Origin of the sequence: Bacteroides celer (genome assembly GCF_002632415.2) — a bacterium.
Classification (GTDB): Bacteria; Bacteroidota; Bacteroidia; order Bacteroidales; family Bacteroidaceae; genus Bacteroides.
The window spans coordinates 2,321,017-2,347,129 of sequence record NZ_CP178209.1; the positions used below are offsets into that span (position 1 = coordinate 2,321,017).

Annotated in this window: 27 protein-coding genes and 1 pseudogene; 23 read left to right on the top strand and 5 right to left on the bottom strand. The window is 40.5% G+C overall.

Annotated elements, in window-relative coordinates:
• Positions 1-320 precede the first annotated feature (320 nt).
• Positions 321-899 carry a UpxY family transcription antiterminator gene (locus CJF29_RS08955; RefSeq protein ID WP_099146721.1) on the top strand — a complete coding sequence of 193 codons (579 nt, stop codon included), beginning with the start codon at positions 321-323 and terminating at the stop codon, positions 897-899.
• 27 nt (positions 900-926) lie between these two features.
• Positions 927-1,676, top strand: a complete 750-nt coding sequence (locus CJF29_RS08960; RefSeq protein ID WP_099146720.1) for a polysaccharide biosynthesis/export family protein — start codon at positions 927-929, stop codon at positions 1,674-1,676.
• Positions 1,677-1,679: 3 nt separating this feature from the next.
• On the opposite strand, the gene CJF29_RS08965 is transcribed toward CJF29_RS08960, so the two are convergent.
• The 3 genes from CJF29_RS08965 to CJF29_RS08975 all read right to left on the bottom strand — a co-directional run bounded on the left by CJF29_RS08965 (position 1,680) and on the right by CJF29_RS08975 (position 2,782).
• A complete protein-coding gene (locus CJF29_RS08965; protein WP_004313206.1) occupies positions 1,680-2,093 on the bottom strand; it encodes an N-acetylmuramoyl-L-alanine amidase in 414 nt (137 codons plus the stop codon).
• Between the two features lie 4 nt (positions 2,094-2,097).
• Entirely contained in the window at positions 2,098-2,205 is a 108-nt protein-coding gene (locus CJF29_RS08970; RefSeq protein ID WP_004297473.1) for a smalltalk protein, read from the bottom strand.
• 88 nt (positions 2,206-2,293) lie between these two features.
• Complete coding sequence (locus CJF29_RS08975) at positions 2,294-2,782, bottom strand: DNA-binding protein (RefSeq protein WP_074637223.1); 489 nt, start codon at positions 2,780-2,782, stop codon at positions 2,294-2,296.
• A 219-nt stretch (positions 2,783-3,001) separates the two neighbouring features.
• Here CJF29_RS08975 and CJF29_RS08980 point away from each other — a divergent pair, with 219 nt between their 5' ends.
• Positions 3,002-3,220 (top strand): DUF4248 domain-containing protein, encoded by a 219-nt coding sequence (locus CJF29_RS08980; RefSeq protein ID WP_004297475.1) that lies wholly within the window; start codon positions 3,002-3,004, stop codon positions 3,218-3,220.
• Between the two features lie 133 nt (positions 3,221-3,353).
• Here the strand turns inward: CJF29_RS08980 and CJF29_RS08985 are convergent, their stop codons facing one another.
• Together CJF29_RS08985 and CJF29_RS08990 are read right to left on the bottom strand one after the other, a co-directional pair.
• The gene (locus CJF29_RS08985; protein ID WP_099146719.1) at positions 3,354-5,186 is read right to left on the bottom strand and encodes a DUF3987 domain-containing protein; all 1,833 of its coding nucleotides are present in this window, start codon (positions 5,184-5,186) and stop codon (positions 3,354-3,356) included.
• A 29-nt stretch (positions 5,187-5,215) separates the two neighbouring features.
• Positions 5,216-5,845, bottom strand: a complete 630-nt coding sequence (locus CJF29_RS08990; protein WP_099146718.1) for a BT4734/BF3469 family protein — start codon at positions 5,843-5,845, stop codon at positions 5,216-5,218.
• A gap of 153 nt (positions 5,846-5,998) precedes the next feature.
• On the opposite strand from CJF29_RS08990, the gene CJF29_RS08995 reads away from it, so the two are divergent.
• The 20 genes and pseudogenes from CJF29_RS08995 to tnpC all read left to right on the top strand — a co-directional run bounded on the left by CJF29_RS08995 (position 5,999) and on the right by tnpC (position 26,103).
• Positions 5,999-6,145 carry a hypothetical protein gene (locus CJF29_RS08995; protein ID WP_162487412.1) on the top strand — a complete coding sequence of 49 codons (147 nt, stop codon included), beginning with the start codon at positions 5,999-6,001 and terminating at the stop codon, positions 6,143-6,145.
• Between the two features lie 147 nt (positions 6,146-6,292).
• Positions 6,293-7,699: an undecaprenyl-phosphate glucose phosphotransferase gene (locus CJF29_RS09000; protein ID WP_099146717.1), complete on the top strand. Its 1,407-nt coding sequence runs from the start codon at positions 6,293-6,295 to the stop codon at positions 7,697-7,699.
• A gap of 64 nt (positions 7,700-7,763) precedes the next feature.
• Positions 7,764-8,570: a polysaccharide biosynthesis/export family protein gene (locus tag CJF29_RS09005; RefSeq protein WP_176553141.1), complete on the top strand. Its 807-nt coding sequence runs from the start codon at positions 7,764-7,766 to the stop codon at positions 8,568-8,570.
• Positions 8,571-8,594: 24 nt separating this feature from the next.
• Positions 8,595-11,012: a GumC family protein gene (locus CJF29_RS09010; RefSeq protein WP_099146715.1), complete on the top strand. Its 2,418-nt coding sequence runs from the start codon at positions 8,595-8,597 to the stop codon at positions 11,010-11,012.
• Between the two features lie 36 nt (positions 11,013-11,048).
• Positions 11,049-12,362 (top strand): UDP-glucose dehydrogenase family protein, encoded by a 1,314-nt coding sequence (locus CJF29_RS09015; RefSeq protein WP_099146714.1) that lies wholly within the window; start codon positions 11,049-11,051, stop codon positions 12,360-12,362.
• 83 nt (positions 12,363-12,445) lie between these two features.
• The gene (locus CJF29_RS09020) at positions 12,446-13,996 is read left to right on the top strand and encodes a lipopolysaccharide biosynthesis protein (RefSeq protein ID WP_099146713.1); all 1,551 of its coding nucleotides are present in this window, start codon (positions 12,446-12,448) and stop codon (positions 13,994-13,996) included.
• A gap of 296 nt (positions 13,997-14,292) precedes the next feature.
• A complete protein-coding gene (locus tag CJF29_RS09025) occupies positions 14,293-14,865 on the top strand; it encodes a hypothetical protein (protein WP_176553140.1) in 573 nt (190 codons plus the stop codon).
• Complete coding sequence (locus tag CJF29_RS09030) at positions 14,862-15,824, top strand: hypothetical protein (RefSeq protein ID WP_099146711.1); 963 nt, start codon at positions 14,862-14,864, stop codon at positions 15,822-15,824. The genes CJF29_RS09025 and CJF29_RS09030 overlap by 4 nt, the downstream gene beginning before the upstream one ends.
• Before the next feature lie 5 nt (positions 15,825-15,829).
• Positions 15,830-16,393, top strand: coding sequence for an acyltransferase family protein (locus CJF29_RS09035; protein WP_176553139.1), 564 nt, complete (start codon positions 15,830-15,832; stop codon positions 16,391-16,393).
• 502 nt (positions 16,394-16,895) lie between these two features.
• Complete coding sequence (locus tag CJF29_RS09040) at positions 16,896-17,723, top strand: glycosyltransferase family 2 protein (protein WP_099146709.1); 828 nt, start codon at positions 16,896-16,898, stop codon at positions 17,721-17,723.
• Positions 17,720-18,766 (top strand): acyltransferase family protein, encoded by a 1,047-nt coding sequence (locus CJF29_RS09045; protein WP_099146708.1) that lies wholly within the window; start codon positions 17,720-17,722, stop codon positions 18,764-18,766. The genes CJF29_RS09040 and CJF29_RS09045 overlap by 4 nt, the downstream gene beginning before the upstream one ends.
• Positions 18,767-18,882: 116 nt before the next feature.
• A complete protein-coding gene (locus tag CJF29_RS09050; RefSeq protein WP_099147684.1) occupies positions 18,883-19,257 on the top strand; it encodes a hypothetical protein in 375 nt (124 codons plus the stop codon).
• Positions 19,251-19,586, top strand: a complete 336-nt coding sequence (tnpB, locus tag CJF29_RS09055) for an IS66 family insertion sequence element accessory protein TnpB (RefSeq protein ID WP_099147683.1) — start codon at positions 19,251-19,253, stop codon at positions 19,584-19,586. The genes CJF29_RS09050 and tnpB (CJF29_RS09055) overlap by 7 nt, the downstream gene beginning before the upstream one ends.
• Positions 19,587-19,755: 169 nt before the next feature.
• Entirely contained in the window at positions 19,756-20,109 is a 354-nt protein-coding gene (locus tag CJF29_RS09060; protein ID WP_099147662.1) for a hypothetical protein, read from the top strand.
• Positions 20,103-20,438, top strand: a complete 336-nt coding sequence (tnpB, locus tag CJF29_RS09065; protein WP_099147663.1) for an IS66 family insertion sequence element accessory protein TnpB — start codon at positions 20,103-20,105, stop codon at positions 20,436-20,438. The genes CJF29_RS09060 and tnpB (CJF29_RS09065) overlap by 7 nt, the downstream gene beginning before the upstream one ends.
• Before the next feature lie 72 nt (positions 20,439-20,510).
• Positions 20,511-22,313: an IS66 family transposase gene (locus CJF29_RS09070; protein ID WP_413544518.1), complete on the top strand. Its 1,803-nt coding sequence runs from the start codon at positions 20,511-20,513 to the stop codon at positions 22,311-22,313.
• Positions 22,313-22,666, top strand: a complete 354-nt coding sequence (locus CJF29_RS09075; protein WP_195402226.1) for a hypothetical protein — start codon at positions 22,313-22,315, stop codon at positions 22,664-22,666. The genes CJF29_RS09070 and CJF29_RS09075 overlap by 1 nt, the downstream gene beginning before the upstream one ends.
• A gap of 10 nt (positions 22,667-22,676) precedes the next feature.
• Positions 22,677-23,942: a group II intron reverse transcriptase/maturase gene (gene ltrA / locus CJF29_RS09080; RefSeq protein WP_099147667.1), complete on the top strand. Its 1,266-nt coding sequence runs from the start codon at positions 22,677-22,679 to the stop codon at positions 23,940-23,942.
• An 85-nt stretch (positions 23,943-24,027) separates the two neighbouring features.
• A pseudogene (locus CJF29_RS09085) lies at positions 24,028-24,258 on the top strand (IS66 family transposase); the annotation flags it as partial.
• Between the two features lie 63 nt (positions 24,259-24,321).
• Complete coding sequence (gene tnpC / locus CJF29_RS09090; RefSeq protein WP_413544537.1) at positions 24,322-26,103, top strand: IS66 family transposase; 1,782 nt, start codon at positions 24,322-24,324, stop codon at positions 26,101-26,103.
• Positions 26,104-26,113 lie beyond the last annotated feature (10 nt).

Here is a 26,113-nt window from a genome sequence, read left to right on the forward strand (position 1 = left end):
TATGTGTGTTACTTCTTAGGTAACGGAACTTAAATTTGACGCAAAGATAGACAAAAACAGAGATAGTAAGCAAATATTCTTCCATTTTTTTTCATTTTATCTAAAATATAGGGAAAAAACTATCTGAACATGAAATAACTTTATTTTCATGCTCTATACTTTTTATTGCCTAATCTCCGGATTTTTCCTGTTGAGTATTAGGCAGTTTCCTTCTTACGCCCTATTTCTATATGTGATTTCCATTTTTTATTGAGATGTGTGCCTTGTGTATGTATTGTCCGTTACCTAAGAAGTAACGGAATAACATGGGGTAAAAAAACATGATTTTAACAAAACCAAAATCACTTAGTGCTGGGCCTAGCGATGGGACAGGGGAAGGCGTAGCACACTCTAAACGCTGGTATGTTGCTCTGGTTCGAATGCACCACGAGAAGAAGGTATCCGAACGTTTAGACAAAATGGGGATCGAGAATTTCGTTCCTGTCCAACAAGAAATTCATCAGTGGAGTGACCGTCGTAAGATGGTGGAGTCTGTCCTTCTTCCAATGATGGTGTTTGTACACGTTAATCCGAAAGAGCGCAAAGAAGTTCTAAGTTTTTCTACAGTGAGCCGTTATATGGTGATGCGTGGTGAGAGCTCTCCAGCGGTGATTCCAGATGAGCAGATGGCTCGTTTTCGTTTCATGCTCGACTATTCAGAGGAAGCTATTTGTATGAACAGCTCTCCTTTGGCACGTGGTGAGAAGGTTCGTGTTGTGAAAGGACCTCTGACCGGGCTGGTTGGTGAACTGGTCAATGTCGATGGCAAAAGCAAGATTGCCGTCCGGCTGAATATGCTGGGATGCGCTTGCGTCAATATGCCTATTGGTTATGTCGAGGCTATCTGCGAGAAAAACTAATCCAGTCATCATTTATCCACCATTTACATGAATACGAAATTATCCGGTGCTTTTGCACTGATATTCTTTTTCTTCTTTCTCTCGGCTTGCCAGTCCTATAAGAAAGTACCTTACTTACAGGATGCGGAGATTTTGAAACAGGCGAATACGCAAGTTGCGCCTGTTCAGGACGCAAGGCTGATACCGGGTGATGAAGTTTCCATTCTTGTTTCCACTTCCGATCCGGTTGTTTCGCAGCCTTTCAATGCGCAAGGCAGTACGTTTCTATTGGACGATCAGGGAAATATCAATTATCCGGTTTTAGGTAAACTTCCTTTGAACGGTTTAACAAGTCGTGAAGCTGAAAACCTGATAACGGATAGACTGAAATCTTACGTGAAAGAAAGACCTACGGTAGTAGTCCGTATGTCCGGCTTTAAAGTTTCAGTTTTGGGCGAAGTGGCCTCTCCCGGTGTTTATCCGGTAGTGAATGAGCAGATCAATGTGCTCGAGGGCCTTGCCATGGCAGGAGATCTGACCATTTATGGTGTTCGTGATAATGTAAAACTAATCCGCGAAGACAAGAACGGGCATAAACAGTTTGTTACACTCAATCTGAACGACGCGGATTTGTTATTATCTCCTTACTATCAGTTGCAACAGAATGACATCCTGTATGTCACTCCCAATAAAACCAAAGCACAGAGCGCGGACATCGGCACAAGTACTACGATGTGGATTTCGGGATTTTCTATCTTAGTGTCTATTGCCAGTCTGCTGGTCAATATACTTAGATGATCCTTACAACTCTCCATATTCTTTGATACAGTTAAAACATGGACACTCCTTCATCGGATTTAAATCATGATGGCCTACAATCAATGCTTTGGGGAATCTTTTCCTCAATTCGCGGAGCAAAGCGAGCAAGGAACCTCGTTGCGCCAATGTACGTGTGTCTTGGGGACGTCCGGCAATATCCAGCCCTCCTTCGTAACAAATACCTATCGAATGGGTGTTATGGTCACGGCAGTGTGCCCCGACCTTTTCCAGAGGACGGCCCTGGCAAATTTCTCCATCGCGGGTGATGTAGAAATGGTAACCGATGTCACGGAATCCACGGTGTTGGATATGATCTTGTCGGCAAGCCTCCGCCGAAAGGAATTTTCCTTCCGGCGTGGCACTGCAATGAATGATAATCAGCGTAATGGTGCGCATGGGGCTACATACAACTTTGTACTCCGATCAGGCCTCCGATAGCGGTGGCAACGGTGATAATCACTTTGATAATGAAGCTCCATACGGAACGGGGAGAAGATGAATTACTCATGACATTGTTTTTTTAAGATTAAAAATTGGATTTAAATAAGATAAGTCCTTCACTAAATGAAGGACTTACAGAAGATAAGAAACTAGGATTAGGCAGCCGGGTCAGGTGCTTCACCGCTTCCGCCCGGATTCGGATCAGGAGTATTGCCTGAATCGGAATCTCCACCAGGGGTAGTTGGTTTCTGATATTCCGCTTGCTGCTTCAGTTGACTGTCGAGTTTCAGGTTGGTAGTCGACAAATTACCGGTGGCACGAGCTTTCAGGCGCATACCTGTGATGTTTTTCTCTAACGAAAAATCTTCCAGTGTTTCAGCCGCCTTACTTCGGATGCCCACACCAAAGATGGCAAGGTCGTCGATTTTCACACATTTGCCGTCGAGCAGCAGTTCCTTGATACAGTCTACCATGTCGGAAAGCACACCTTTGATGACACCACCGGAATACGGTGAATTGTGTTTCGACATGTGTTCGGCAAGCTTGGCCAAATCAAACGTCTCGTCGCTTACCGCACGGGCGAACCACTTGCCTGCATTCAGGCCTTTTTGCTGTTGGTTTTGATAAATTTTGTAACGAATCATAAAACAATAAATTAAAGGGTTAAACATTGTGTCCGGGGATTCTTTTCCCTTTCGACGATACAAAGATACAACCCTGAAACCCGCAGAAATCAATAGTCTACAGTTGCATGCGATTGTTGTCAATTATACGCAGTAACGGTCGGTTATTCAATGGAAAAACGTAGGATATGTGAATATGTTTTGTTATTTTTGTAACTGTAAATCAGAAACTTATTCATCATGAACGAATTCAAAATACGCGCCTACGGCCGCATGGAACTGGCTCAACTTTATTCTCCGGAACTAACTGACATTGCTGCATATCGAAAGATGAAGAAATGGATCTCTTTATGTCCCGGACTTCTGCAACGCCTGTACGACTTAGGTTACGAATCAAAGCGCCGCTCATTCACCCCGTTGGAGGTGAGAGTGATTGTAGACGCCTTGGGAGAACCTTAGAAGAGCGGAAAAGTAAAGCACCGCTTTAGCAGTCGTAAAGCTATGCTTTACCACCTCTAAAGCGCCGCTTTAGGATTCATGAAACGTCCTGTTGTTATATAAATGCAAAAAATGCACTTTTTCCGAGGGCTCCCTAACACACGCACACATGCGTGCGCGTATAAACGCCTTTATCGTCTGTATTGATAAGCAATCCTTTTTTTATCAGACGGTTCAGCCAGCTAAGAGCAGTGTTAGGTTTGATTTTCATCTTTTCAGCCTGCTCCAACAACTGTGCGCGGGTGAACTGGTTGCCCATTATTTCAAAAAGTGCATCCCGGTCGGCATTGGCTCTATGTTTGACCTCTGTGGAAGGAAGAAAAGATAAGATATGTGTGGCATGACGATAGAGCGGAGTTACAAGCTCCAGCACCGCATGGAAATCTTCAGCGGTGATTGTCACATCCCAACGGGTGATAATGCCGTCTTTGATATTATCGGTGGCAATCTCCTTGTCAGGAGTCAGCAGAGGGGCGGAAGAACCTTTGAACTGATAAGGCTGGTCGCATTCCAGTGCACGTATCATAGCTATTTCTGCCATGATACGGCACGTATTGACAGCCAGACGGGCTATGGAACTACTCATTTCGTTATCGTTGGCAAGTCCCGAACGGAAAAAAAGATCGGCAAAGAGGGCATTGAACTCTTGCTTTTGTTCATCAGTGAGCCGGAGTGTATGAAGTCCGTGTGTTTTCATCAGGTCCAGTTGCTTTTTCCATTCCAGGCCTATGCCTGTGAAGATGGCTTCCAGATCGGTTTCGCCACTTTCAAACTGGTTGATCCATGTCCATATACCGTGCATATAATAAAACAGCTGGCGCGAGAAAAGACCGTTCTCTGTCGAGGGAATGAGTGGTTTTACTTGCGCGGGTGTACCGGAAAGCAGGACGGAAAGATAGCTTTTCTTTACTTCCCGGTATTCCTGGTCGGTGCGCCGGTTGTACGACAGACGGTCGTGGTCGAATGCTTTGCGGAGCGTATCGCTCCAGTGTCCGTATTCAGAACCGATAGCAGCGGAGATGGTATCCGCTTCGGTTTCGCAGATAAGTCCTGTGCCATTGGCATCCATGATATTTTGCAGAATACCCGTTCCGGTGTTATTGCCCGAGATGAGGAACATTTTATTCTTGGGCATTTGAGGAGCTTCCATTTTGCAGCGCTCCTTTCCCATGGTATCGTATGCGGCTTTCTCTTTTTTGTAGGCCTTGACCTCTTCCGCTACTTGTTGGCGGATCTCGTCATGAATAGGCTCCACAAGCAGACGGATGAACGAAAGAATTCCCTTACCCGAGGCGGAAGGAGCTACAATAAAACTTTGCAGGCAAGGAGACTGGAGTTTGCCGGCGTATGGACATCTCACATATCGCTCCATGCTGGCACCTATGGCGGTCAATGCTCCGAGCAGCATGACATCGCGTTGTGTAGGGCTGGTGGCATAACTCATGATGAGCAACAGGATTTTCGGCCAGTCCGCTTCGGTGAAAGAAGGCAATGGCTGGTTCGGGTCACTCCCGTCCTGCAGCTCTTCGGATTCGTCCGGTTCTTCATTGTCCACCTTATTATATACGTGCGTGTGTGTGAGGTTTTTGGACGGTGCATTTCCTGCATTTTTTGCATTTTTCCGGTGGTTCATCACTCCCTCTTTGCAGAGAGTTACACCCGCCCTTTCAGCAAGATGGAATGCAGTGCCCAGATGGACGTCTCCATGCCGGGTAGTAAGTGCGTTAGAGAATATCCGTTCGGCATGTTCCCGTTCGTACTTGGCAGACACCCGGCACAACCGATGGAAAAACTCGCGTCCCGCTTCTCCGCAATCCGTTGCGATGGCGAACGCCAGTTGTACATATTCAGCATACGTAGGGGCAATATCCGCTCCTGCAGTTTCAACCGCTTCACAGAGGCGGCATAACGATTCAATTTCGTTCATAATTTAAATTTATAGTTTTTAATATCTAATTATTTGCTGTTTCTAAACAATGCTCCCGGATCATGACTAAGAAAGCAAGACCTTACAATGTCCTTGCCGGAAAAGTCTACCCCTTTGCGTTTTTCTCCGAAGGGAACGGGTGCCCCTGTACCATAAAGCAGCACGGTGAACATCATTGCCAGTTTCATATTTTCGATGATACTGTTTGTGTCGTTAGCCATGGGTAAATGATCGTAGGGTACGAATGCTTTCACACCCCGTCCGCTGGGACTGATAAACGTGAGTACAGGATGCAGAAGGTGGTCATTAAACAATGTACTGCGCATTTCCACTGCCTCCTGATAGGAATCGAGATGGTCGATATCTACCACCACCAGATGTGAAGAAGCTACGAAACATTTGCTGTTTCGACGCGAGAACGTACCACAGGGAGTCACATAAGGCAATAGTGATGCCTTTGCTGTCCGTATATCTCCGGAATTGCGTACTTGCTCGGTCAGAATTTTGAGATTCTCGTTGCAGGTTATCATTTGAAAAACTTGTTCTACGGAGACTTCGCAAGAGGGAATCAGTGTTGCAGGAGTAACAATCCGTCCCTGTTCATTTTTGATGGGAGCAATGGGAGGCATGAAATAAGACATTCTAAAATCGTTTGTCATAATGTTTATTATTTGAAGTTATCGCCTTGAATTTTCAAAACGCGGTGCGAAGGTAGAAATAGCTTTTAAATATATCGTTCAGACATGTCTGAACGGATATGCATAAAATTAACATATAACACAATGTATTTAACAACTAATAAAATTATAAACATGAAAAAATTTAATCATCCCGTACTGGGCCATTTCATCGCAGAGCAGTTTGAACGTGCTCACTTGTCAATAGAGGCTATGCGTAAAGAAATCCACATGGGAAAACCCACTTATTACAAGATGACATCTGGGGAGATTTACGTCTAAGTGATTTTACCCGTCTTTTTTCCTATTACTATGACAATCTCACAAAAGAAGAGTTTCGAGCCAAAATGGTAGAATGGGGAGAACTTTATATTGAGTATAGGGAGAAAAATGAGGATATGGATGAAAATCTAAATCAAGAATAAAGTAATGCAGGAAGTCCAAGGTTTTAATAAAGTCCTAAAATCTTTTGTCCTTTCAGGGGACATCATCTTACTGAACTTACTGTTGTGGGTGTTTGGTTCTCTTTGGGGAAACCGTTCTCCTTTTGAGTTTTCCATGCCTCTTTTCCAGAACATGGCTTTGATGACTTTATGTTATCTGGTTTGCAACATTCGTTCTGGAGTGATTCTTCATCGTCCGGTGGTTCGTCCGGAGCAAATCATGCTTCGGGTGGCACGGAACATGATTCCTTTTGTATTGATGGTGCTGGGGCTTTCGTACATATTCCATTTTGAATGTGTTAACCTGCGTCAGCTGGGGGCATTTTATGTAGTTCTCATTATCGTTATTATTTCTTATCGCCTGACGTTCCGATCTATTCTGGAGTTTTATCGCAAAAGTGGGGAAAATGTCCGAAAGGTAGTACTGGTGGGTAGCCATGAAAATATGCAGGAACTTTATCATTCCATGACGGATGATCCGACATCAGGATATCGTGTACTGGGGTATTTTGAAGATTTCCCATCAGAACGCTATCCTATGAATATTGCATATTTGGGGCAGCCGTGCGAAGCTGTTGATTATTTGACCCGTAATGTGGGAAAGGTAGACCAGCTTTATTGCAGTCTTCCTTCTGCCCGTAGTGCTGAAATTGTGCCGATTATCAACTATTGTGAGAACCATCTGATTCGTTTTTTCAGCGTTCCCAATGTCCGGAACTATCTGAAACGGAGAATGTATTTTGAAATGTTAGGTAATGTTCCGGTACTTTCTATCCGTCGTGAGCCACTTGAGTTATTGGAAAATCGTATTGTGAAACGTAGCTTTGATATTATTTGCTCGCTACTGTTCCTTTGTACCTTTTTCCCGATTATATATATCATTGTGGGACTGGCTATAAAGATAAGTTCTCCTGGACCTGTCTTTTTCAAACAGAAACGAAGTGGTGAGGATGGTCGTGAATTTTGGTGCTATAAATTTCGTTCAATGCGGGTGAATGCACAAAGTGATACGCTTCAGGCTACGGAATGTGATCCTCGTAAAACCCGTATCGGTAATCTGATTCGCAAGACGAATGTGGATGAGCTTCCTCAATTTATTAATGTACTGAAAGGGGATATGTCTTTAGTGGGCCCCCGTCCGCACATGTTGAAGCACACAGAAGAATATTCCCATTTAATAAATAAATATATGGTTCGTCATTTTGTGAAACCGGGTATTACAGGCTGGGCACAGGTGACAGGTTTTCGTGGAGAAACGAAGGAGCTTTGGCAGATGGAAGGACGTGTGCAACGTGACATCTGGTATATCGAGCATTGGACGTTCATTCTGGACTTATATATCATGTATAAGACTGTGTGTAATGTCATCCGCGGGGATAAAGAGGCTTATTAGGTGAGGAATTGGAAATTGAGTAAAAATTAAATCAATAGTTGTAAAATTACATGAGTAGGTGGTTATGAGAAGACTGAAAAGATTGACATTGGGTGCGTTACTTGCTTTTTTGCTGGTATCCTGCCAATCATATAAGAAAGTGCCTTATTTGCAGGATACGGCTTTTGTGAATGATACAGAACAGACTGTTCGTCAGACAGGTGTGAAGGTTATGCCCAAGGATTTGTTGACGATTGCCGTATCTTGTTCTACTCCGGAACTGGCTGCACCTTTCAATCTGGTAAATTCGGGTACTGCTAGTGGAACGGAGGGAAAGATGGTAGGACAAGGAAACGCATCACCTGCTCTACAGCAGTATTTGGTAGATAATCAGGGGAATATCAACTTTCCAGTATTGGGTGAGATTCATGTAGGTGGATTGACTAAACTGGAGATAGAAAATCTGATAATAGATAAGTTGAAGGTTTATTTGAAAGAAGCGCCGCTTGTAACTGTGCGTATTGTTAATTATCGGATTTCGGTATTGGGAGAGGTTACTAAGCCAGGAAGCTTTGTTGTCTCTAACGAAAAGATTAATTTGTTGGAAGCGCTCGCCATGGCAGGTGATTTGACTATTTATGGTATGCGTGATAATGTGAAATTAATCCGGACTGGACAAGATAATAAGCAGGAAATTATTACTATGGACTTGAATAAAGCTGAAACGGTATTGTCTCCTTATTATCAGTTGCAGCAGAATGATATAATTTATGTGACACCTAATAAGACTAAGGCGAAGAATTCGGATATTGGGGCCAGTACCAGCCTGTGGTTCTCTGGCATTTCAATTTTGATGTCAATAGCCAATTTATTAATAACTATATTACGATAAAATTAATAAAATAATTGATCAACAATGAAAGAAAACCCGTACGAAAATAATATGAATGAACAGGATGAGGAGAAAATCAATTATCAGGAACTTCTTTTCAGATATATAATCCATTGGCCTTGGTTTGTCGCTTCTGTTTTGGTCTGTCTGATTGGTGCCTGGGTGTATTTACATTTTCAGACTCCCGTGTATCAGGTTTCCGCTTCCATCATGATTAAGGATGACAAGAAAGGCGGCGGTTCTACAGATTTGGAGAACTTGGGAATAGGTGGAGTAATTACTTCCACGCAAAGTATTGATAATGAAATAGAAGTCTTACGTTCAAAAACGATATTGAAAGAAGTGGTCAATAATCTGGAACTTTATATCACTTATTATGATGAGGATGAATTTCCGGAAAAAGAGTTATATCAGACTTCTCCAGTCATAGTAAACCTGACTGCCCAAGAAGCGGATAGATTGCCGGGTTCTGCTTTGCTTGCCATGAAATTGTCTCCCGAAGGCGTTCTGGATGTAAATCTGAAAGTCGGTTTGAATGAATATAATCAGCGTTTTGAGAAACTGCCTGCCGTCTTACCTACTGACGCGGGTACGTTTGGATTTGCGTTGAAAGATTCATTGTCAGGTGGTCAGATGGAGGGGTATAAAGGTGAACGGCATATCCGCGCAGTGGTCAGCCGGCCATTTGAAGTGGCAAAGGGATACCAGGGCGCGTTAAGTATAGCCCCGACTTCTAGGACTACTTCTGTTGCCGTGGTCTCATTGATGAATACGAATATACAACGTGCCCGTGACTTTATCAATAAGTTGATGGAGATGTATAACCGGAATACGAATAATGACAAGAATGAGGTGGCTGAAAAGACGAGGGAATTTATCAATGAGCGTATTAAAATTATAGACGAGGAACTGGGTAGTACGGAGGATAAGCTGGAAGCTTTTAAAAGAAACGCAGGCTTGACGGACATTAGCAGTGACGCTCAATTGGCCGTATCCGGAAATGCGGAATATGAGAAGAAACGTGTGGATAACGGAACACAGATAAATTTAGTTCGTGACCTCATTAAATACATCAATAATCCGTTGAATGAGTATGAACTGTTGCCTGGTAATATTGGTTTGTCTGACGCCGGACTGACCACCCAGATCGGACGTTATAATGAATTGATCATCGAACGTAAGCGTTTGCTTCGTACTTCTACGGAGAGTAACCCGATGATTGTGAATCTGGATACAAGTATTCGTGCAATGAAGTCAAACGTGCAGGCTGCAATTAATGGAACTTTGCAGGGTTTGCTTATTGTCAAGGCTGATTTGGAGCGTGAGGCGGGCCGCTTCTCCCGTCGTATCAGTGACGCTCCGGGACAGGAACGGCAATATGTGAGTATTGCACGTCAACAGGAAATCAAGGCAGGGCTTTATTTGATGCTTTTGCAGAAACGTGAAGAGAATGCTATTACATTAGCTGCTACTGCGAATAATGCCAAGATTATTGACGAACCAGTGGCGACAGGAGGACCGCTTTCTCCAAAACCTAACATGATTTATATGATTGCTCTGGTATTAGGAGTAGGTTTGCCTGTCGGCGTCATTTTTCTGATAGGTCTAACAAAATTCAAGATTGAAGGTCGTGGTGATGTGGAGAAATTGACTCGTCTGCCTATTGTAGGAGATGTGCCTTTGACTGCTGAAAAAACAGGTTCCATAGTTGTATTTGAGAATCAGAATAATCTGATGAGTGAGACTTTTCGTCATATCCGTACTAACCTTCAGTTTATGCTTGAGAATGATCAGAAAGTAATTTTGGTGACTTCAACAATCAGTGGTGAAGGTAAGTCATTTGTTTCCTCGAATCTCGCTATCAGTCTTTCTTTATTAGGAAAGAAAGTGGTAATTGTCGGTCTTGATATTCGTAAACCCGGTTTGAATAAAATTTTTAATATTTCTCGAAAAGAACAGGGTATCACTCAATATCTGTCGAATCCAGAAAAGAATCTGATGGATTTCGTTCAGGTTTCTGATGTAAGTAATAGCTTGTATATTCTTCCCGGTGGAACGGTTCCTCCCAATCCTACGGAACTGTTGGCTCGTGACGGCTTGGACAAGGCGATTGACACGTTGAAGAAAAACTTTGACCATGTGATTTTGGATACCGCCCCAATCGGTATGGTGACGGATACCTTGCTCATAGGACGCGTGGCGGATTTGTCTGTCTATGTCTGCCGTGCGGATTATACCCGAAAAACGGAGTTTACGCTGATTAACGAACTGGCTGAAAACAATAAGCTACCCAATCTCTGTACGGTAATTAACGGTCTGGATCTTCAGAAGAAGAAATATGGCTATTATTACGGTTATGGTAAATATGGCAAGTACTATGGTTATGGCAAGCGTTATGGCTATGGATACGGCTATGGAGAACATACGGTAAAGGAAGAATAAATATCTAAAATAGTAAGTACTCAACAATAATAATATATGAATATAGCAATTGTAGGCACAGGCTATGTTGGCTTGGTGTCCGGTACTTGTTTTGCAGAAATGGGTGCCACAGTGACTTGTGTTGACGTAGATACCGATAAGATCAGCAAGTTGAAAGCCGGTGAAATGCCTATTTATGAACCGGGGTTGGAAGAATTGGTAAAACGCAACGTTGGCTATGGGCGTCTTCACTTCACAACAGATTTGATCGAAGTTTTGGATGATGTGGAAGTCGTCTTTTCCGCAGTAGGAACTCCTCCTGACGAAGATGGTAGCGCCGACCTGAAGTATGTGCTTGCCGTAGCCCGTCAGTTTGGACAAAATATCAATAAATATACCATTCTGGTCACCAAATCTACTGTACCTGTGGGTACTGCTAAAAAGGTGAAAGCTGTCATTCAAGAGGAGTTGAACAAGCGTGGGGCAGATGTTCCTTTCGATGTAGCCAGTAACCCCGAATTCTTGAAAGAGGGTGCCGCTATCAAAGACTTTATGAGTCCTGACCGGGTGGTAGTTGGCGTTGAGAGCAAGAAAGCTGAAGAGGTGATGACCAAGCTCTATCAACCTTTCTTGCTCCAGAATTTCCGTGTAATTTTTATGGATATACCTAGTGCTGAAATGACCAAGTATGCTGCTAACGCCATGCTGGCCACCCGTATCAGCTTTATGAACGATATAGCTAATTTGTGCGAGCGAGTAGGGGCTAACGTAGACCATGTACGCAAAGGTATTGGGGCTGATGTGCGTATCGGGCAAAAATTCCTTTATGCCGGTTGCGGATATGGTGGTAGCTGTTTCCCGAAAGATGTGAAAGCTTTGCTGCATACAGGTATCGACAACGGTTATCACATGGAGGTGATTGAAGCGGTGGAACGTGTCAACGACCGTCAGAAGAGTATTGTTTATGATAAACTTATCCGTTTGATGGGTGATGTAAAAGGAAAGACCATTGCTATGTTAGGTTTAGCTTTTAAACCTGATACAGACGATATGCGCGAGGCTCCGGCTTTGGTCGTGATTGATAAGTTACTAAAGGATGGCGCTACCGTGAAAGTGTTTGATCCCATCGCTATGCCTGAATGTAAACGTCGTATCGACAATGTTGTGAATTATACTGAAAGTCTCTATGACTGTGCCGATGGTGCTGATGCGTTGCTATTAATGACTGAATGGAGACAATTCCGCTTACCTACTTGGAACGTGATTCAGAAAGTTATGAAGGATAAATACATTGTAGATGGACGTAACATTTGGAATCGGAGAGAGCTGGAGGAGATAGGATTTAAATACACTCGGATTGGTGAGAAATAAGGTATAAATTATTGACGATATTTTTTGTGTTTAAAGTAAAGTGCATACTCCTCGATTGAATACAAAAAATAATAATACTATTCATGATAGAATCAAGAACTACTAAAAGTATCAAGAATGCTAAAGTGGCCCTGATATATTATTTCCTACAATTAATTTTAGGTTTTTTTTCTCGAAAAGCATTCTTTGATTATTTAGGAAGTGAGGTTTTGGGGTTAAATACTACAGCTTCTAATTTACTTAATTTTCTAAATTTAGCAGAATTGGGTGTGGGCATGGCTGTCGGATATTTCCTCTATCAACCGTTATTTGATCAGGATCATGATAAAATTAATAAAATAATATCTTTACAAGGATGGATTTATCGGAAGATAGCCTATTTCATTATTGTTGCGTCTTTGGTTTTAATGGGCTTTTTTCCTCTGATTTTTGCAAAATCACCTCTTCCTCTTTGGTATGCTTATAGTACATTTAGCGTATTGTTGTTTAGTGCGTTAATCGGTTATTTTGTAAATTATCGACAGATCTTATTGAATGCGGATCAAAAGAATTATAAAGTACAAAAAACAATACAGGGATTCGCAATTTTAAAAACAATCATTCAAATAGTTGGAATTACCTATTTACCTTGTCCCTTTGTTTTTTGGTTAGTGATTGAAGTGATTTTTTCTGTCATATCGGCTTTGATTCTCAATTTAGTTTTGAAGAAGGAATATCCATGGCTTCACACACAAGTAAAGGAAGGTAAGAACTATTTAAAAGAGTATCCTGATGTTTTGACAAAGACAAAACAGGTGTTTTTTCATAAACTTTCTTATGTGATTCTTTCGCAAAGCAGTCCTTTGATCCTATACGGTTTTACTTCTTTGTCTGCTGTTGCATTATATGGCAATTATCTCTTGATTACGACTAAACTTTCAACTCTCATTAATAGTATGTTCAACAGTACTGCGGCTGGAATTGGAGATTTGGTAGCAAGTAAGGATAAAGTCCGTATTATGAATGTCTTTTGGGAGTTGTATGATTCGCGTTTATGTATAGCTACCATAGTATTGCTATGCTTATTCTATCTAACAGAACCTTTCATTACTATATGGTTGGGTAGCGAATACCTGCTGAGTACAAAGTTTTTAATTCTTCTTCTTTGTTTAACTGGAATTTCTTTTTTAACATCTACCATAGAATCCTACAAAATAGCATATGGGCTATTTCAAGATATTTGGGCTCCGGCTATTGAAGCAGTTTTAAATATTAGTTTATCTATACTTTTGGGGTATTATTTTAATATTGAAGGAATCATTGCTGGAATTCTTTTGAGCCAACTATTTCTTTTGGTGTTATGGAAGCCTTATTTTTTATTCAAAGAAGGTTTCTTAATGAAGCCAATTATATATTTTAAGTCTTTAGGCGTACGTTTAATAATTCTTCTACTAATAATCTTTGTATGTAGATATGTATTCTCTTTTTTACCTTTAGCATGCATAGACAATTATTGGGATTGGATGCTTTATGGAAGCGTCGTCTTTGCTTTTGTTTCAATTTTCACTTGTGTCACATTTTATATCTTTTCAAATGGTGTGAGAGATTTTGTTGGTAGGTTGAATAGGGTTATACAAACTCGTTGGTTTAAGTAAATCTTATTGCAAATAGTTGATAGTTAAGTAAATATTGTATTTAATAATATGTTGAATGATAAGTTTTTTTCTGTAGACCGAATTGTCTTTATGAGTTTTGCAGATAGTAAATATGCTCCTATGCTTAAAAGAATAAAGACAGAAGCTCTGAACTCTCATTTTTTTCTGTGGTACGAACCTTTAGTGAAAAAGATTTTGAGAAGGATTACAAGAAGAAATATAAGGAGCGTTTCAAACTGCGAGGATTTGGTTATTGGATGTGGAAATCCTATATGGTAAGAAGGATGCTCAAGGAGATGAAAGATAATGATATACTAGTTTATTCAGATAGCGGATGTATGATAAATGCTAATGCTAAAAAACGTTTTGAAGATTACATTTCATACGTAAAACAAGTCCAATCAGGTATTCTTGTGTTTGCTCAAATAGAGTTACTAGAAAGTGCATATACAAAGGCTGATATATTTGCTTATGCGGGATGCTTGAATGATTCTTCTATAACTTCTACTCCCCAATTTTGGGGAGGGATTTTCATTATTCGGAAATGTCAGCAATCTGTTGAGTTCGTAGAAAAATGGTATGATTTGTCTCATAACCACTTTTCGTTGATTACAGATGAACCTTCGAAAATCAAAAATTTTCCAGATTTTATTGAAAATAGGCATGATCAGAGTGCTTTATCTGTGTTAGTAAAACCTTACAAACCTTATATTGTTGATGATAGGGAAACATATACTACAGGAAGTTTTCATGAAGAGCTTGCTTTATTTCCTTTTTGGGCGACTCGAAATAGAAAATGTTCCTGGATTTATCTCAAAAAAGATGGTTTGAAAAAGCGGTTTCATAAATTCCTTAGGATATTTAAATGAAAGAATCAACTGTATTGTTTTTAAGAGGAGTCTGTAAGAGGTTATTTCCTCTAAAAGAAAAGCCGGCTCCTCCTTGTGAAAAAAATAAAGATAAAATTCAATCAATCATAAAAGAAATGATTGAATCAGGAAGACCATTGATGGTTGCCCGCTTTGGTAGTATTGAGTTAACATCGTTGGAAAATGCCTTGTATATCAAGGAAAAACAAAGTATCTGGAATTATATATGTTGGCGTGGAGAACCTAATTATCTGCATAAAGCTCAAGCGAATTCTTTATGCAATAATGCAGGATTTTTTCCTATGCCTACAGAAGAAACAATGTTACGATTCCTTGAACTGATGAGGGAGGATATGTTACAAGTGGATGTACTAGGTAGCTGGCGGTATAATGAATGTTGTTTTGAAAAGGAATTGAGCAGGTCAATTAAGGTGGATCGTGAACTAATGACTCCATTATTGACAGATCGCCCTTGGACTGCTACACTAAAAGGTAAGCGTGTATTGGTAGTACATCCATTTGCTGAAACCATAGAGATGCAGTACAAGCATAGAGAAATGTTATTTCCTAATACCGATATATTACCAGAATTCACACTTTATACATTAAAGGCTGTTCAAACTCAAGCAGGCACACCTTCTCCTTTTAAAGATTGGTTTGAAGCATTGCAATATATGAAAAATGAAATAGATAAGATTGATTATGACATCTGTCTTTTAGGGTGTGGAGCCTATGGCTTTCCTTTAGCGGCCCATTGTAAACGCATGGGCAAGCAAGCCATTCATTTAGGTGGGGTATTACAACTTTTATTTGGTATAAAAGGGAAACGTTGGGAAGTAGAGAGCACATATAAGACTACTTATAATTATATGAGCTACTATAATGAATATTGGGTACGTCCTTTGGAGAGTGAGAAACCGCAGAATGCCAATTCTGTAGAAGGCGGATGTTATTGGTAATGCTTATGGATAGGATAAAACATTTAGATGTTCTTAAATTCTTCGCTATTTATTTAGTCGTATTGGGACATAGCATTCAAGTGGTTGAGAAGGATTTCATGCATAATGTCTTATTTGAGTTTATCTATTCATTTCACATGCCCCTTTTTGCATTTCTATCAGGTTATTTTGCATTCCATAGCTTGAACGATTCTGCAATAGAGTTTGTGAAGAAGCGTAGTACACAACTTTTGTTGCCTGTCTTATCATGGAGCGTTATAACACTTTCTGTTAGCATTTTGATAGACCGTCCCGAACATTATATGGGAGTTATTAAACCACACCTGATGTATCAGCTTTGGTTTCTGAAATGTATGTGGGTTTGTAGCATTGTTACTTTTTTCTTCTTTAAATATGTGAGGAATCAGACTTGTTCTTATATTCTTTTTCTTCTTTTTTGTATGGCTATTTGTATGCTGCCTGAAATTGGTGATTTTTGTTGGATTAATTTTTTGTTGCCCATATATGGAGTTGGATTGGCGTATAGCAAAGCATATAATAGAATGATAAATCCATTCGGGGGGGGGTAAAAATCTTTACATTCTATTTTTGTCGTTAATTATCTTTGGAAGTTTATATAGTTTTTGGAGTGGCGATAAAACGATTTACGTAACAACGATAAGTTATATAAAAAATGCGACTTTAGATTTGGATAATATTCTTGTTTCCATATTAAGGTGGTCTTTAGGTTTAAGTGCCGCTATCGTTTTGTTTTGTTTATCCCCATGGATCTCTTCTAGGTTTTCAGAAAAAGTACAAAAGCAGATGAGTAATATCGGAAAAAGAACTCTTGGGATTTATGTGATTCAAGGATTATGTTTCAATGTGTTGGAGTCGATGAATATGTTTTCGATGTTGTCATGTGATAATGAGATGATAAAGTATGTTTTAGTGTTCCTTTTGTCGATTGTAATCACTTTTATCAGTTATTTCTGTACATGTTTTTTGGAAAGGCATCCATATTCAGCGCTTCTTTTCTTGGGAAAGCGGATGCGGATGAGATAGATGATTCATGGATAGATTAATATTTTTATGCAAATAAAGTTTAGCGTTATTACAGTGTGTTTCAATGACTGCGAGGGAATAGAAAAAACGGTTCGTTCAGTTGTTGAACAGACTTGCTCTGACTATGAATATATTGTCATTGATGGAGGATCGACAGATGGTAGCGTCGATGTGATTGAAAAATACAAGCATAATATCCATTATTGGATATCAGAAAAAGATAACGGGGTTTATGCAGCTATGAATAAGGCAATTAAAGTAGCAAAAGGTGATTATTGTATTTTTATGAATTCTGGTGATTCTTTTTTCTCTAATGATGTTTTGGAAAAGGTCGAATCTCTAAATATTGATTGTGATTTGGCTGTGGGAGGTGCTTGCATGACACGGGAAGAAAAGCGACTCTCTTTTGTCCTACCTCCTAAAAGTGTATCTGTTGGTTTTTGGCTGTATCATTCAGTTATCCATCAAGCGGCTTTTATGCGAACTGCATATCTAAAAGAAAAATTTTATGATGAATCTTTTAAGATTGTTGCAGACTGGAAGTATATGATTTCGGAATATCTTAGCAGGAGATATATTTATCAATCCATTCCTTTTACCATCTGTTGCTTTGATACGACAGGCATGAGTAGTAATGAGAAAAGAAGAAATGCGGAACGAGAAAAGGCATTGAAAGAGGTATTGCCTCCGATGATTTATGATGACTATAAAAAATATGCAGGACTTAAACCTTTATATTCAAATGATACCTTGCTGAATAACTTGAATGAAGTCTGTAAATATAGAACTTTGGTTCGGTTATTATCAAAGGGATTGTCTGTAATTCTCAAATTATATACCCGGCTGAAACAATGATTACAAACCGTTATGAATACATTGATGCCCTACGTGGCATAGCCATTCTCTTTATTGTGTTTGGTCACATCCCTATGTTTTGTTATGGACTACCAGAAGCAGCACAACTTTCTTCGTTCAGGGCATTTACTTCTATGGTGCAACTTCCTTTGTTTTTCTTTATTTCCGGTTTTTTATTTAGTGTGAAAACAGTTTTTAACAAATCGGGGGGGGTAAAAATTGAATACATATCCAGAAGGGGCAGGCAATTGCTTTTGCCGGCAATTGTATTTGGCGGTCTGTATCTATTGGTGAATGGAGGTAGCGTGCTAGAATGTATTATGGATAAATTTAAGTCCGGATATTGGTTTACATGGTCGCTTTTTGAATTTTTGATAATTCAGGTGATGTTGGAGTGGATTGTTAGAAAATTTGCATGGAAAGAGGATGGAGCTAAATATGCGATAGTGTGTATGGGTGGCGCTTTGGGAATATATGTTTTGTCATTGCCGATGGTCTACAATCAGATGAGTGCTTTGTCGGGGATATTGGGATTACCGCTGCTACGTTATTTTCTTTATTTTGTGGTGGGCAGACTTATCCGTGTACATCTATATAAATTATGTATTTGGAAATATCGGGATGTGGCAGTAGCTATGATTGTCGTGATATTCGCAGGTTTGGCTATAGCAACATGGGGAATAAACAAAGCTTGGGATGGAATATTTTTTCATCTACATTTGATTCTATTTGAACTGTCTGCGTTACTTCTATTTTTTGCGATGTTCTATCGTCATCGCAACTATTTTGTTTCTTCCGATAGATTAATAAAGGTACTTGTGTTAGTTGGTCGTCGGACACTCGATATTTATCTGCTTCATTACTTCTTTTTGCCTAAAGATCTACATGTGATAGGTTCGTATTTCATGGCGCATCCTGCTCCTGCGATAGAATTTATCGTTTCTTTCGTAGTTACTATAATGATTGTGGCGGTATGTCTGTTGATAAGTGAATTTTTACGTTCAAGCCAATTAGTGGCGAAATGGGCTTTGGGTGGAAAATAAGAAAATAAAATACCTCAATGGAAACTAAAAATTTAGCGTTAGCGTCCAAAAATGACGTATAGGATAACCGATAAAAAAGCTAGACCTTTGCTTTCGTTAAATCAAAATCCAAGTTTATGTATAGTTACAATGATTTTGAGCGTCTATTTTTGCGCTATAAATTGGAAGGTATCCCTGCTGGTGTTTCTATTGAGAAATTTTGTATGTCCAACCAAGTTCCTTATAACCTATTTTCCAAATGGTACAAGGATACCCGAAAGAAGATAATTCCTGTTCAGGTTTTGGGTTCTCCCTCAACGGAAGCAGAAGTGCCGGAAAGTCCTTCCTCAATCCGGGAAGTAAAGCCAGAATCGGATCCTCGGCTTTCTTGTCATACCGAACTTCGAATCCTGGTGGATATCCGCATGAGCAATGGTGTTCATCTCAGTCAGAAAAATTTAAGCTACGAAGGTTTGAAAAGCTTAGTGGAGAAACTGGAGGGCTTATGTTGAATATTACAGGACTAAATCGTTTTTTCTTAGTTCGTGATTTTCATGATATGCGCTGTAAATATGATAAGGTCTTATCCATCATCCATCAACAGTTGAACCGTGAGCCTGAGGATGGTGATGTCTTTATCGTGATGTCTAAAGATTTACGTCTGGTTCGTTTGTTCAGCTATGACCGACGGTCTTACAGTATGTTTGAGAAACGTTTCAGACCCGGCTACCAGTTTATGCATGTAACCTGTAATGGTGCTGAAAGTATTTATTCAATCAATTGGCAGGATGTCATCCTCTTGTTGGAATCCCCTGTTGTTAAACGTTTAATAATCAAATAATTATCAATTAAAAAGTAGTAAAAAATTCTTTTATTTCATTGTTTTTTTGTATCTTTGAAGCAACAAAGATGCTGAATATGAATGATTTGGAAAGAATGAAACGTAAGCACTCAAAAAAAGGCTCAATAATAAAATCTCTACCTTCGCTGCAAATCAAAAAATGAATAGTATGTATAGCAGTGAAGATCTTGAAAGGTTTTACTTTCAGTACCAAACGGAGGCTTTGCCTCATGGAGAATCTCTCCAATCTTTTTGTGTTAAGAATAAAGTACCTTATAACCTTTTTGAAAAATGGTATAAGGACACTCGTAAGAAAGTAGTCGAAGTGAAAGTTTCAGGTTTTCCGGCGGATTCGGATAACGGTAATCCAACGGTTGAACCTCAATCAACAAACAAATTCAGTCCTAATCCGATACGTATATGGATTGATATTCGCATAAGTAACGGTCTTCATTTGACTCAGAAGAATTTAAGCTATCAGGACTTAGTTCGTATGGTAGAGAAGTTGGAGGGATTATGTTGAGTGTTACCGGTCTGAATCATTTCTATTATGTCCGTGACTTTACAGATATGCGCTGCAAGCACAGTCGTGTGTTGTCTATCATTCGTGAGCAGCTTCATAGAGAGCCAAGTGATGGCGATGTATTCATAGTCATGTCTCGTAACCGTAGAATCGTCCGAATGTTTGCTTTTGACAGTCGTTCATACCGTTTGTTTGAAAAGAAGTTTGTCTCCGGCTATCAGTTTCTGAAAGTGGAACGAAAAGGGGCTGATAAAGTGTATAGGATAGACTGGAAAGACGTAGTTTTGATATTAGAGAATCCGATAGTTAAAATATTGAAAGTCAGATAATTATCATGTTTATATATTTGCGGTTTTATGATTATTTTAGTACCTTTATGTCTGTAAATCAAAGGCTTTGGAATGATCGAACTGCAACATATCATAGAATCCAAAAAGGAGTTGTTGAAAAGGGAAACCTACTCACGTACTCCTATAAATTATAGTGAAGGTATGTCAGATGATCAAAAAGACCGGTATATTCAATACTTGGCTGAGCAGAACCAGGAACATATTTTGACGGAGAAAGCAATGGAGCTTGTCCTTGAAGATTTCGTTGCTAAACAAAAGGTTCTGGAAGAACGTATGTCTTCATTTGAAGCTTTGCAACGTTCACAGCTGGAGCAGCAGCAGGCACTGAAGGATCAGTTGTCCGAGGAGCGTAAAAAACGAAAAACCGCAGAGCGTAAAGCAAAGACACTTCAAGAGCAACTCGACTATGCCAAACAAGAACGTTTTGGCGATAGACGGCAGAAGGTCAGGAAAAAGATGCAATCCGGTGAACCGGAAAACCCGGCTCCTGACCGTGAGGATGAAAAAGAAGGTTTTGATGGAACCCGCGGTACACTCCGTACCGGCTCTGTTGATAATAACCTGTCCCATGATGTGCCTCAATCCCCCAAGCAGGAACGTGACTTGTCCCATCGCCCGGATGAGTATAGCAGAATGGGGTTGGCCGGTGATCCGATTATCCATCCCTCAGATTTGTCAAAAGTCCCCGGACGTATAATCGAAAGGAAATCAGTTCAGGTGTTTAGCTTGAAGACCAGCCTGATCGAGGAACGTTTTGAAATGGTTCATTATGCGGCTCCCGGTCTGAACCCCCAATGGGGCTATTTCCCATGTGAAGGTCATCCTGAGGTTGTTACAAAGTTTGAAGGAACGAAGGGCACTCCTGAATTCCTACAGGCAATCGCTTATGAGGTTTATGTGAAGAATGTGACTTTCGGTCTTCTTCACCAATGGGTTACCGATATGGGTATGAGCATCTCTCCCAATACTTTACGCAATTGGTTGAAGAAGGGGAAGACGTACTTGGATGAGTTGGTCTGTGTTTTGAAGTCTGTCGCATTAGAGAAGGATTCCATCGTGAACTGTGATGAGACGTGGTGCAAAGTTCGCAAGTATGACCACTACAAGAAGTGTTATATCTGGGTACTCGTAAACAAGTCCGAGAAGGTTGCTATTTTCTTCTATGAAAAAGGTTCTCGCAGTCGTGATGTCCTTACCGATTTTCTAGGAGATTCAGAGTTGAAAAGTATCATGTCAGACGGCTACAATGCATACGTATTTATAGGCAATGAGTTGAAATCAGCACAATTCAAGGCTACGGTACATCAGGTTTGTATGTCTCACGCCTGCAATAAATTCGTCAAAGCTTCCAATCAAGGAAAAGAAGATCATGCGGCCTTATTTGCCGCGGATTTGAAAGAGCTTTTTAGAAACGAGCGTAAGTATGATGAAGCCCGTCTTACTCCTGAAGAACGATTGAAGGAGCGGCAAAGTTTAGCAACGAAAGAAATATTGATAAGGATCCGTAGTCGTTTAGACGGTGAGTTGGCCACCGATTCAGAATACCGGAGTCAATATTACACGGAAGCCTTAAACTATCTGAATCACTTTTGGGATGAGATCTTTGCCTATTTAAAAGCCGGGGAATTCCCCATAGATAATAATCTGGCTGGTGTGTCACGAGGGCATTATAACATGATGCTATTGGCTGGTATCATGGAAATTTTGTCTGCAACTATCAAAGAGATGAGGGTAGGTCCCTCGCAATCAGTTTACAGGAACAGGTTGCAAACCATCACAAGCTGCGTTTTGAGCAATCAAAAAGTGGTGAACGTTGTGTGTAATAAGTCAGAAGATATGGTAAGGTATGTATAATGGAGTTGAATGTAAATGAACCGTTGATGAAGCATCGTTATTGTTATCAGATTACATCAGAAATAGGGCTTCGGCTACGCTCTATGATAAGAAGGGAGGTTACCTGTTTACTGTCCCTTTGGTGTACGGTGTGTAGGCGGCAAGACCATTATATAGGCTCTTTGATGGAACGTGAGAAGCAGATTGAGAATGTCAAGAGAAAATGCCAAAGACGCATGACACGTAAGGCAGAAAGTATCAAAGTCTCAATTTGTGGCGGATTTCTCCGTAGTAGTGTTGAAGTTCTTGTAATGAGAAGGGAGCGAAGGGGGAAACGTATTCAGCGGACTGTATTGTGCAACTTGATAAACTAAGGAGGACACAATGCAAGAAGCAAAACCATTTCAAATAGACAAAAGAATAATCTTTGAATCCTTTAAGAAAGTAAAGTTTAATAGAGGTAGTTCAGGCATTGATGGTATAGAGATGACCACTTATGAGCAAAACCTAGGTTCCAACCTTTATCGTCTATGGAATCGCATGAGCTCCGGCAGTTATATGCCTAAAGCAGTAAAACTTGTAGAAATACCGAAATCAAATGGTGGTAAAAGACCTTTAGGGATTCCCACTATTGAAGACCGTATTGCACAAATGGCTGTTGTTAATGTAATTGAGCCTCTCATCGAACCCTGTTTTCATGAAGATTCATTTGGTTATCGTCCGCATCGCTCTGCTCATGATGCCATAGCCAAGGCAGAAAGACGGTGTTGGAAGTATGCATGGGTTTTAGATATAGATATATCCAAATTCTTTGATACAATCGACCATGGCTTATTAATGAAAGCGGTGGAGAAGCATATCAATATAAAATGGATACTTCTCTATATAAAACGTTGGTTGACTGTCCCTTATCAGAGAAGTGATGGAGAAATTGTAAAGAGGGACATGGGAGTACCGCAGGGTTCAGTCATAGGTCCAATTTTAGCAAACCTGTTCCTACACTATACCTTTGATAAATGGATGTCTTATAAATATCCTCACATACCTTTTGAGAGATATGCTGATGATTGTGTTTGTCATTGCAGTACATTGGCTCAAGCTGAATACATAAAGGAAAGGCTTGGAGAACGCTTTACTGAATGTAAATTGAAATTTAATGAGGAAAAGACAAAAATAGTATTCTGTAAAATGAGCAGTCGTTCATCAAAGCACTATCATTGTACTTCTTTTGATTATTTAGGCTTTACTTTTAGATCAAGAGCAGCAAAAGATAAACGCAACAACGTCTTATTCACAAGTTATTTGCCTGCTATAAGCAAGAAATCGGTAAGCAGAATACATGAAACAATAAAATCATGGAATCTCAAACGTCTCCATAATCGAAGTCTACGATTTGTGGCAGCATATATTAATGATGTCGTAAGAGGATGGATAAACTATTATGAGAAATTTGGTAAAACAGAATTTTGGAAAGTTATGTGCCATCTGAATCGCTCTATTGCTTATTGGGCAAAGACGAAATATAAAAGACTTCGTCGTCGAGGTGTCATATCTGCTCATTATTGGTTAGCCTATATAGCTCAGAAAGAACCCAATCTGTTTTATCATTGGCAAGTAGGATATGTACCCTATGCACGTCAAAAGAAATGATTTGAATGCGAAGAGCCGTATGAAGGGAGACTTTCACGTACGGTTCCGAGAGAGGCTGAGGGTGAAATTCCCTTGGTCTACTCGACAGCGAACCATCCGAAAGCTGACTACTCAGCGAAACAATTCCCTGCACTACGGCAGTGATGCCGGTGCTGAGATGGCGGCAACCTACCATAGTGTAATTAGTACAGTGAAGCTTCACGGTAGTTCCGTTTGGAATTTTATCGGAACTTTCTTCAAAAAAATCTTTAACGGGTGCAGGGACTATGTTAATATGGTACCCGGTAAGATTTCTTTGTCTACAAGTGAATGCTAAATTGAAAACGATTTTTTAACGAAACTCAGTTTGGGCACTTCAACAGTGCCCAAATTAAAGGGTATGCCCTTAATTGAGTGCTTACGAATGAAACAGCTTTCTTCCGCAAGGAAATTGAAGGAACGGGAGGAGACTCCTGCACCTTTTGAAGACCCATATTCAGATATGACCCCTGACGAAAAATCAAAAATGATAATAGCGCTGATGGCTGCCCGTGAGCGTGACGCTGAACGGATCCAACGGGACGAGGCTCGCATAGATGAACTGTTGTCCAAGGTTGATGAACTGTTGTCTTTGCAGAGATCGGCCATTGCAGCTGAAAAACAGCTGGACGATTATAAACAGATGAACATCAATCTGTTGTCTAAAATATCAGCTTTGGAAGAGCGGCTTAAAGTCCGTAATAAGAATCTTTATGATGGTAAGAGCCAAAAAGGAATCCATAAAAAGAAGCGTGAGGTCGAAGAGGACCATACACGTGACAAGGATGATTTCGACGGCACTCCCCAATCCCTCGGCTCCTGCTTGCCACAATCTGGTGAGGCTCATGCGCAGGAAGAGGATTTTGAATCAAAATCAAAAGAAGCCCGTCTTTATCGTCAAGGACTTTCTTATCGCACTATGAGCGCTGACAATACGGTTTGTCATAATAGTGATATCCGCCAACTGCCGGCAGGTTCAAAAATCATCAAACGTTTCCGTAAATATGCCTATGAACAGGTAAGCAAGCTTGTCGAGCATGATTACGAGGTTATCCGCTATAAGACTTCGGACGGGAAAATTCATGAAGGCTATTTCCCTTTCAGTGGGCAGCCTGAAATCATTGACGTGGTTCCTGGAACGCACGCTTCCGGTTCTTTTCTGGCTTATCTTGCTTTCAACAAATATGTTCTGGATACCCCTCTTTATCGTGAAATGTACAGATTATCAGGTGAATCAATGCGTTTGAGCCGTATGAGTCTGACCAATTGGTTGGAGAAAGGCTCTACCCATTTCTGCGGTTTGATTGCTTATCTTAAGAATACTTGTTTGGAAAAGGATTCCATCGTGAACTGTGATGAGACCTGGTGCCGGGTAAAGCGTAAAGGCTGCTATAAGAAGAAATACATCTGGTGTCTGGTCAACAAACTGTCAAAAGTGGTTATCTATTGCTACGAGGATGGTTCCAGAGGACGTGATGCCTTGAAGCATATCTTGGGTGACAGCCAGGTGAAAGCTCTTCAGTCAGATGGCTACAATGTCTATCTGTATTTGGATGATCATATGGTCGATATAGAACATCTTTGTTGCATGGCCCATGCCCGTGCGAAGTTCAAGTATGCGTTGGATCAGGGTAATGATAAGGATGCGGCATTCATATTGGAATTGATCGGTGAGCTTTACAAGCTGGAACGCGAGTATGAAGAAGGGCAGTTGTCCCCCGAGCAGATAAAGCTTTGCCGGAATAACTTAAAGACCAAAGAAGTAATCATAAAGTTACGCAGTAAGCTTGACGTCTTGCTCAGTGACGGTCATCCGCCCCGCGGAGAGTTGATGGAGAAGGCAATAAATTATATGAATACTTTTTGGACTCAGCTGTTCGCCTACTTGAATGACGGCTCTTATTCCATCGACAATTCCATTGCCGAACGTTTTATCCGTCCCTTGGCCGGTGAGCGAAAGAACTCGTTATTCTTCGGAAGTGACAGGATGGCACACGTTTCAGCGGTATATCATACCATCATCTCAACCTGTAAGATGCAGGGTGTGTCTGTGCTTGATTATTTCAAGAGATTTTTCAGCGAAATTGTTAAAGGACGTAGGGATTATGAACATTTGTTACCCTTGACAATCGGACTGGAGTAATAACAAATAT

Excerpts from the sequence above, each read along its gene's own strand:
- CJF29_RS09070 (WP_413544518.1), top strand. The coding sequence starts at position 20,511 with ATGATCGAACTGCAACATATCATAGAATCCAAAAAGGAGTTGTTGAAA.
- CJF29_RS08965 (WP_004313206.1), bottom strand. The coding sequence starts at position 2,093 with ATGCGCACCATTACGCTGATTATCATTCATTGCAGTGCCACGCCGGAA.
- CJF29_RS09015 (WP_099146714.1), top strand. The coding sequence starts at position 11,049 with ATGAATATAGCAATTGTAGGCACAGGCTATGTTGGCTTGGTGTCCGGT.
- CJF29_RS08990 (WP_099146718.1), bottom strand. The coding sequence starts at position 5,845 with ATGACAAACGATTTTAGAATGTCTTATTTCATGCCTCCCATTGCTCCC.
- CJF29_RS08970 (WP_004297473.1), bottom strand. The coding sequence starts at position 2,205 with ATGAGTAATTCATCTTCTCCCCGTTCCGTATGGAGCTTCATTATCAAA.
- CJF29_RS09010 (WP_099146715.1), top strand. The coding sequence starts at position 8,595 with ATGAAAGAAAACCCGTACGAAAATAATATGAATGAACAGGATGAGGAG.
- CJF29_RS09030 (WP_099146711.1), top strand. The coding sequence starts at position 14,862 with ATGAAAGAATCAACTGTATTGTTTTTAAGAGGAGTCTGTAAGAGGTTA.
- CJF29_RS08975 (WP_074637223.1), bottom strand. The coding sequence starts at position 2,782 with ATGATTCGTTACAAAATTTATCAAAACCAACAGCAAAAAGGCCTGAAT.
- CJF29_RS08955 (WP_099146721.1), top strand. The coding sequence starts at position 321 with ATGATTTTAACAAAACCAAAATCACTTAGTGCTGGGCCTAGCGATGGG.
- CJF29_RS09045 (WP_099146708.1), top strand. The coding sequence starts at position 17,720 with ATGATTACAAACCGTTATGAATACATTGATGCCCTACGTGGCATAGCC.
- CJF29_RS08985 (WP_099146719.1), bottom strand. The coding sequence starts at position 5,186 with ATGAACGAAATTGAATCGTTATGCCGCCTCTGTGAAGCGGTTGAAACT.
- ltrA (WP_099147667.1), top strand. The coding sequence starts at position 22,677 with ATGCAAGAAGCAAAACCATTTCAAATAGACAAAAGAATAATCTTTGAA.
- tnpB (WP_099147663.1), top strand. The coding sequence starts at position 20,103 with ATGTTGAGTGTTACCGGTCTGAATCATTTCTATTATGTCCGTGACTTT.
- CJF29_RS09075 (WP_195402226.1), top strand. The coding sequence starts at position 22,313 with ATGGAGTTGAATGTAAATGAACCGTTGATGAAGCATCGTTATTGTTAT.
- CJF29_RS09050 (WP_099147684.1), top strand. The coding sequence starts at position 18,883 with ATGTATAGTTACAATGATTTTGAGCGTCTATTTTTGCGCTATAAATTG.
- CJF29_RS09025 (WP_176553140.1), top strand. The coding sequence starts at position 14,293 with ATGAAAGATAATGATATACTAGTTTATTCAGATAGCGGATGTATGATA.
- CJF29_RS09000 (WP_099146717.1), top strand. The coding sequence starts at position 6,293 with ATGCAGGAAGTCCAAGGTTTTAATAAAGTCCTAAAATCTTTTGTCCTT.
- tnpC (WP_413544537.1), top strand. The coding sequence starts at position 24,322 with ATGCCCTTAATTGAGTGCTTACGAATGAAACAGCTTTCTTCCGCAAGG.
- CJF29_RS08960 (WP_099146720.1), top strand. The coding sequence starts at position 927 with ATGAATACGAAATTATCCGGTGCTTTTGCACTGATATTCTTTTTCTTC.
- CJF29_RS09035 (WP_176553139.1), top strand. The coding sequence starts at position 15,830 with ATGGATAGGATAAAACATTTAGATGTTCTTAAATTCTTCGCTATTTAT.
- CJF29_RS09005 (WP_176553141.1), top strand. The coding sequence starts at position 7,764 with ATGAGAAGACTGAAAAGATTGACATTGGGTGCGTTACTTGCTTTTTTG.
- CJF29_RS09020 (WP_099146713.1), top strand. The coding sequence starts at position 12,446 with ATGATAGAATCAAGAACTACTAAAAGTATCAAGAATGCTAAAGTGGCC.
- CJF29_RS09040 (WP_099146709.1), top strand. The coding sequence starts at position 16,896 with ATGCAAATAAAGTTTAGCGTTATTACAGTGTGTTTCAATGACTGCGAG.
- CJF29_RS08980 (WP_004297475.1), top strand. The coding sequence starts at position 3,002 with ATGAACGAATTCAAAATACGCGCCTACGGCCGCATGGAACTGGCTCAA.
- tnpB (WP_099147683.1), top strand. The coding sequence starts at position 19,251 with ATGTTGAATATTACAGGACTAAATCGTTTTTTCTTAGTTCGTGATTTT.
- CJF29_RS08995 (WP_162487412.1), top strand. The coding sequence starts at position 5,999 with ATGAAAAAATTTAATCATCCCGTACTGGGCCATTTCATCGCAGAGCAG.
- CJF29_RS09060 (WP_099147662.1), top strand. The coding sequence starts at position 19,756 with ATGTATAGCAGTGAAGATCTTGAAAGGTTTTACTTTCAGTACCAAACG.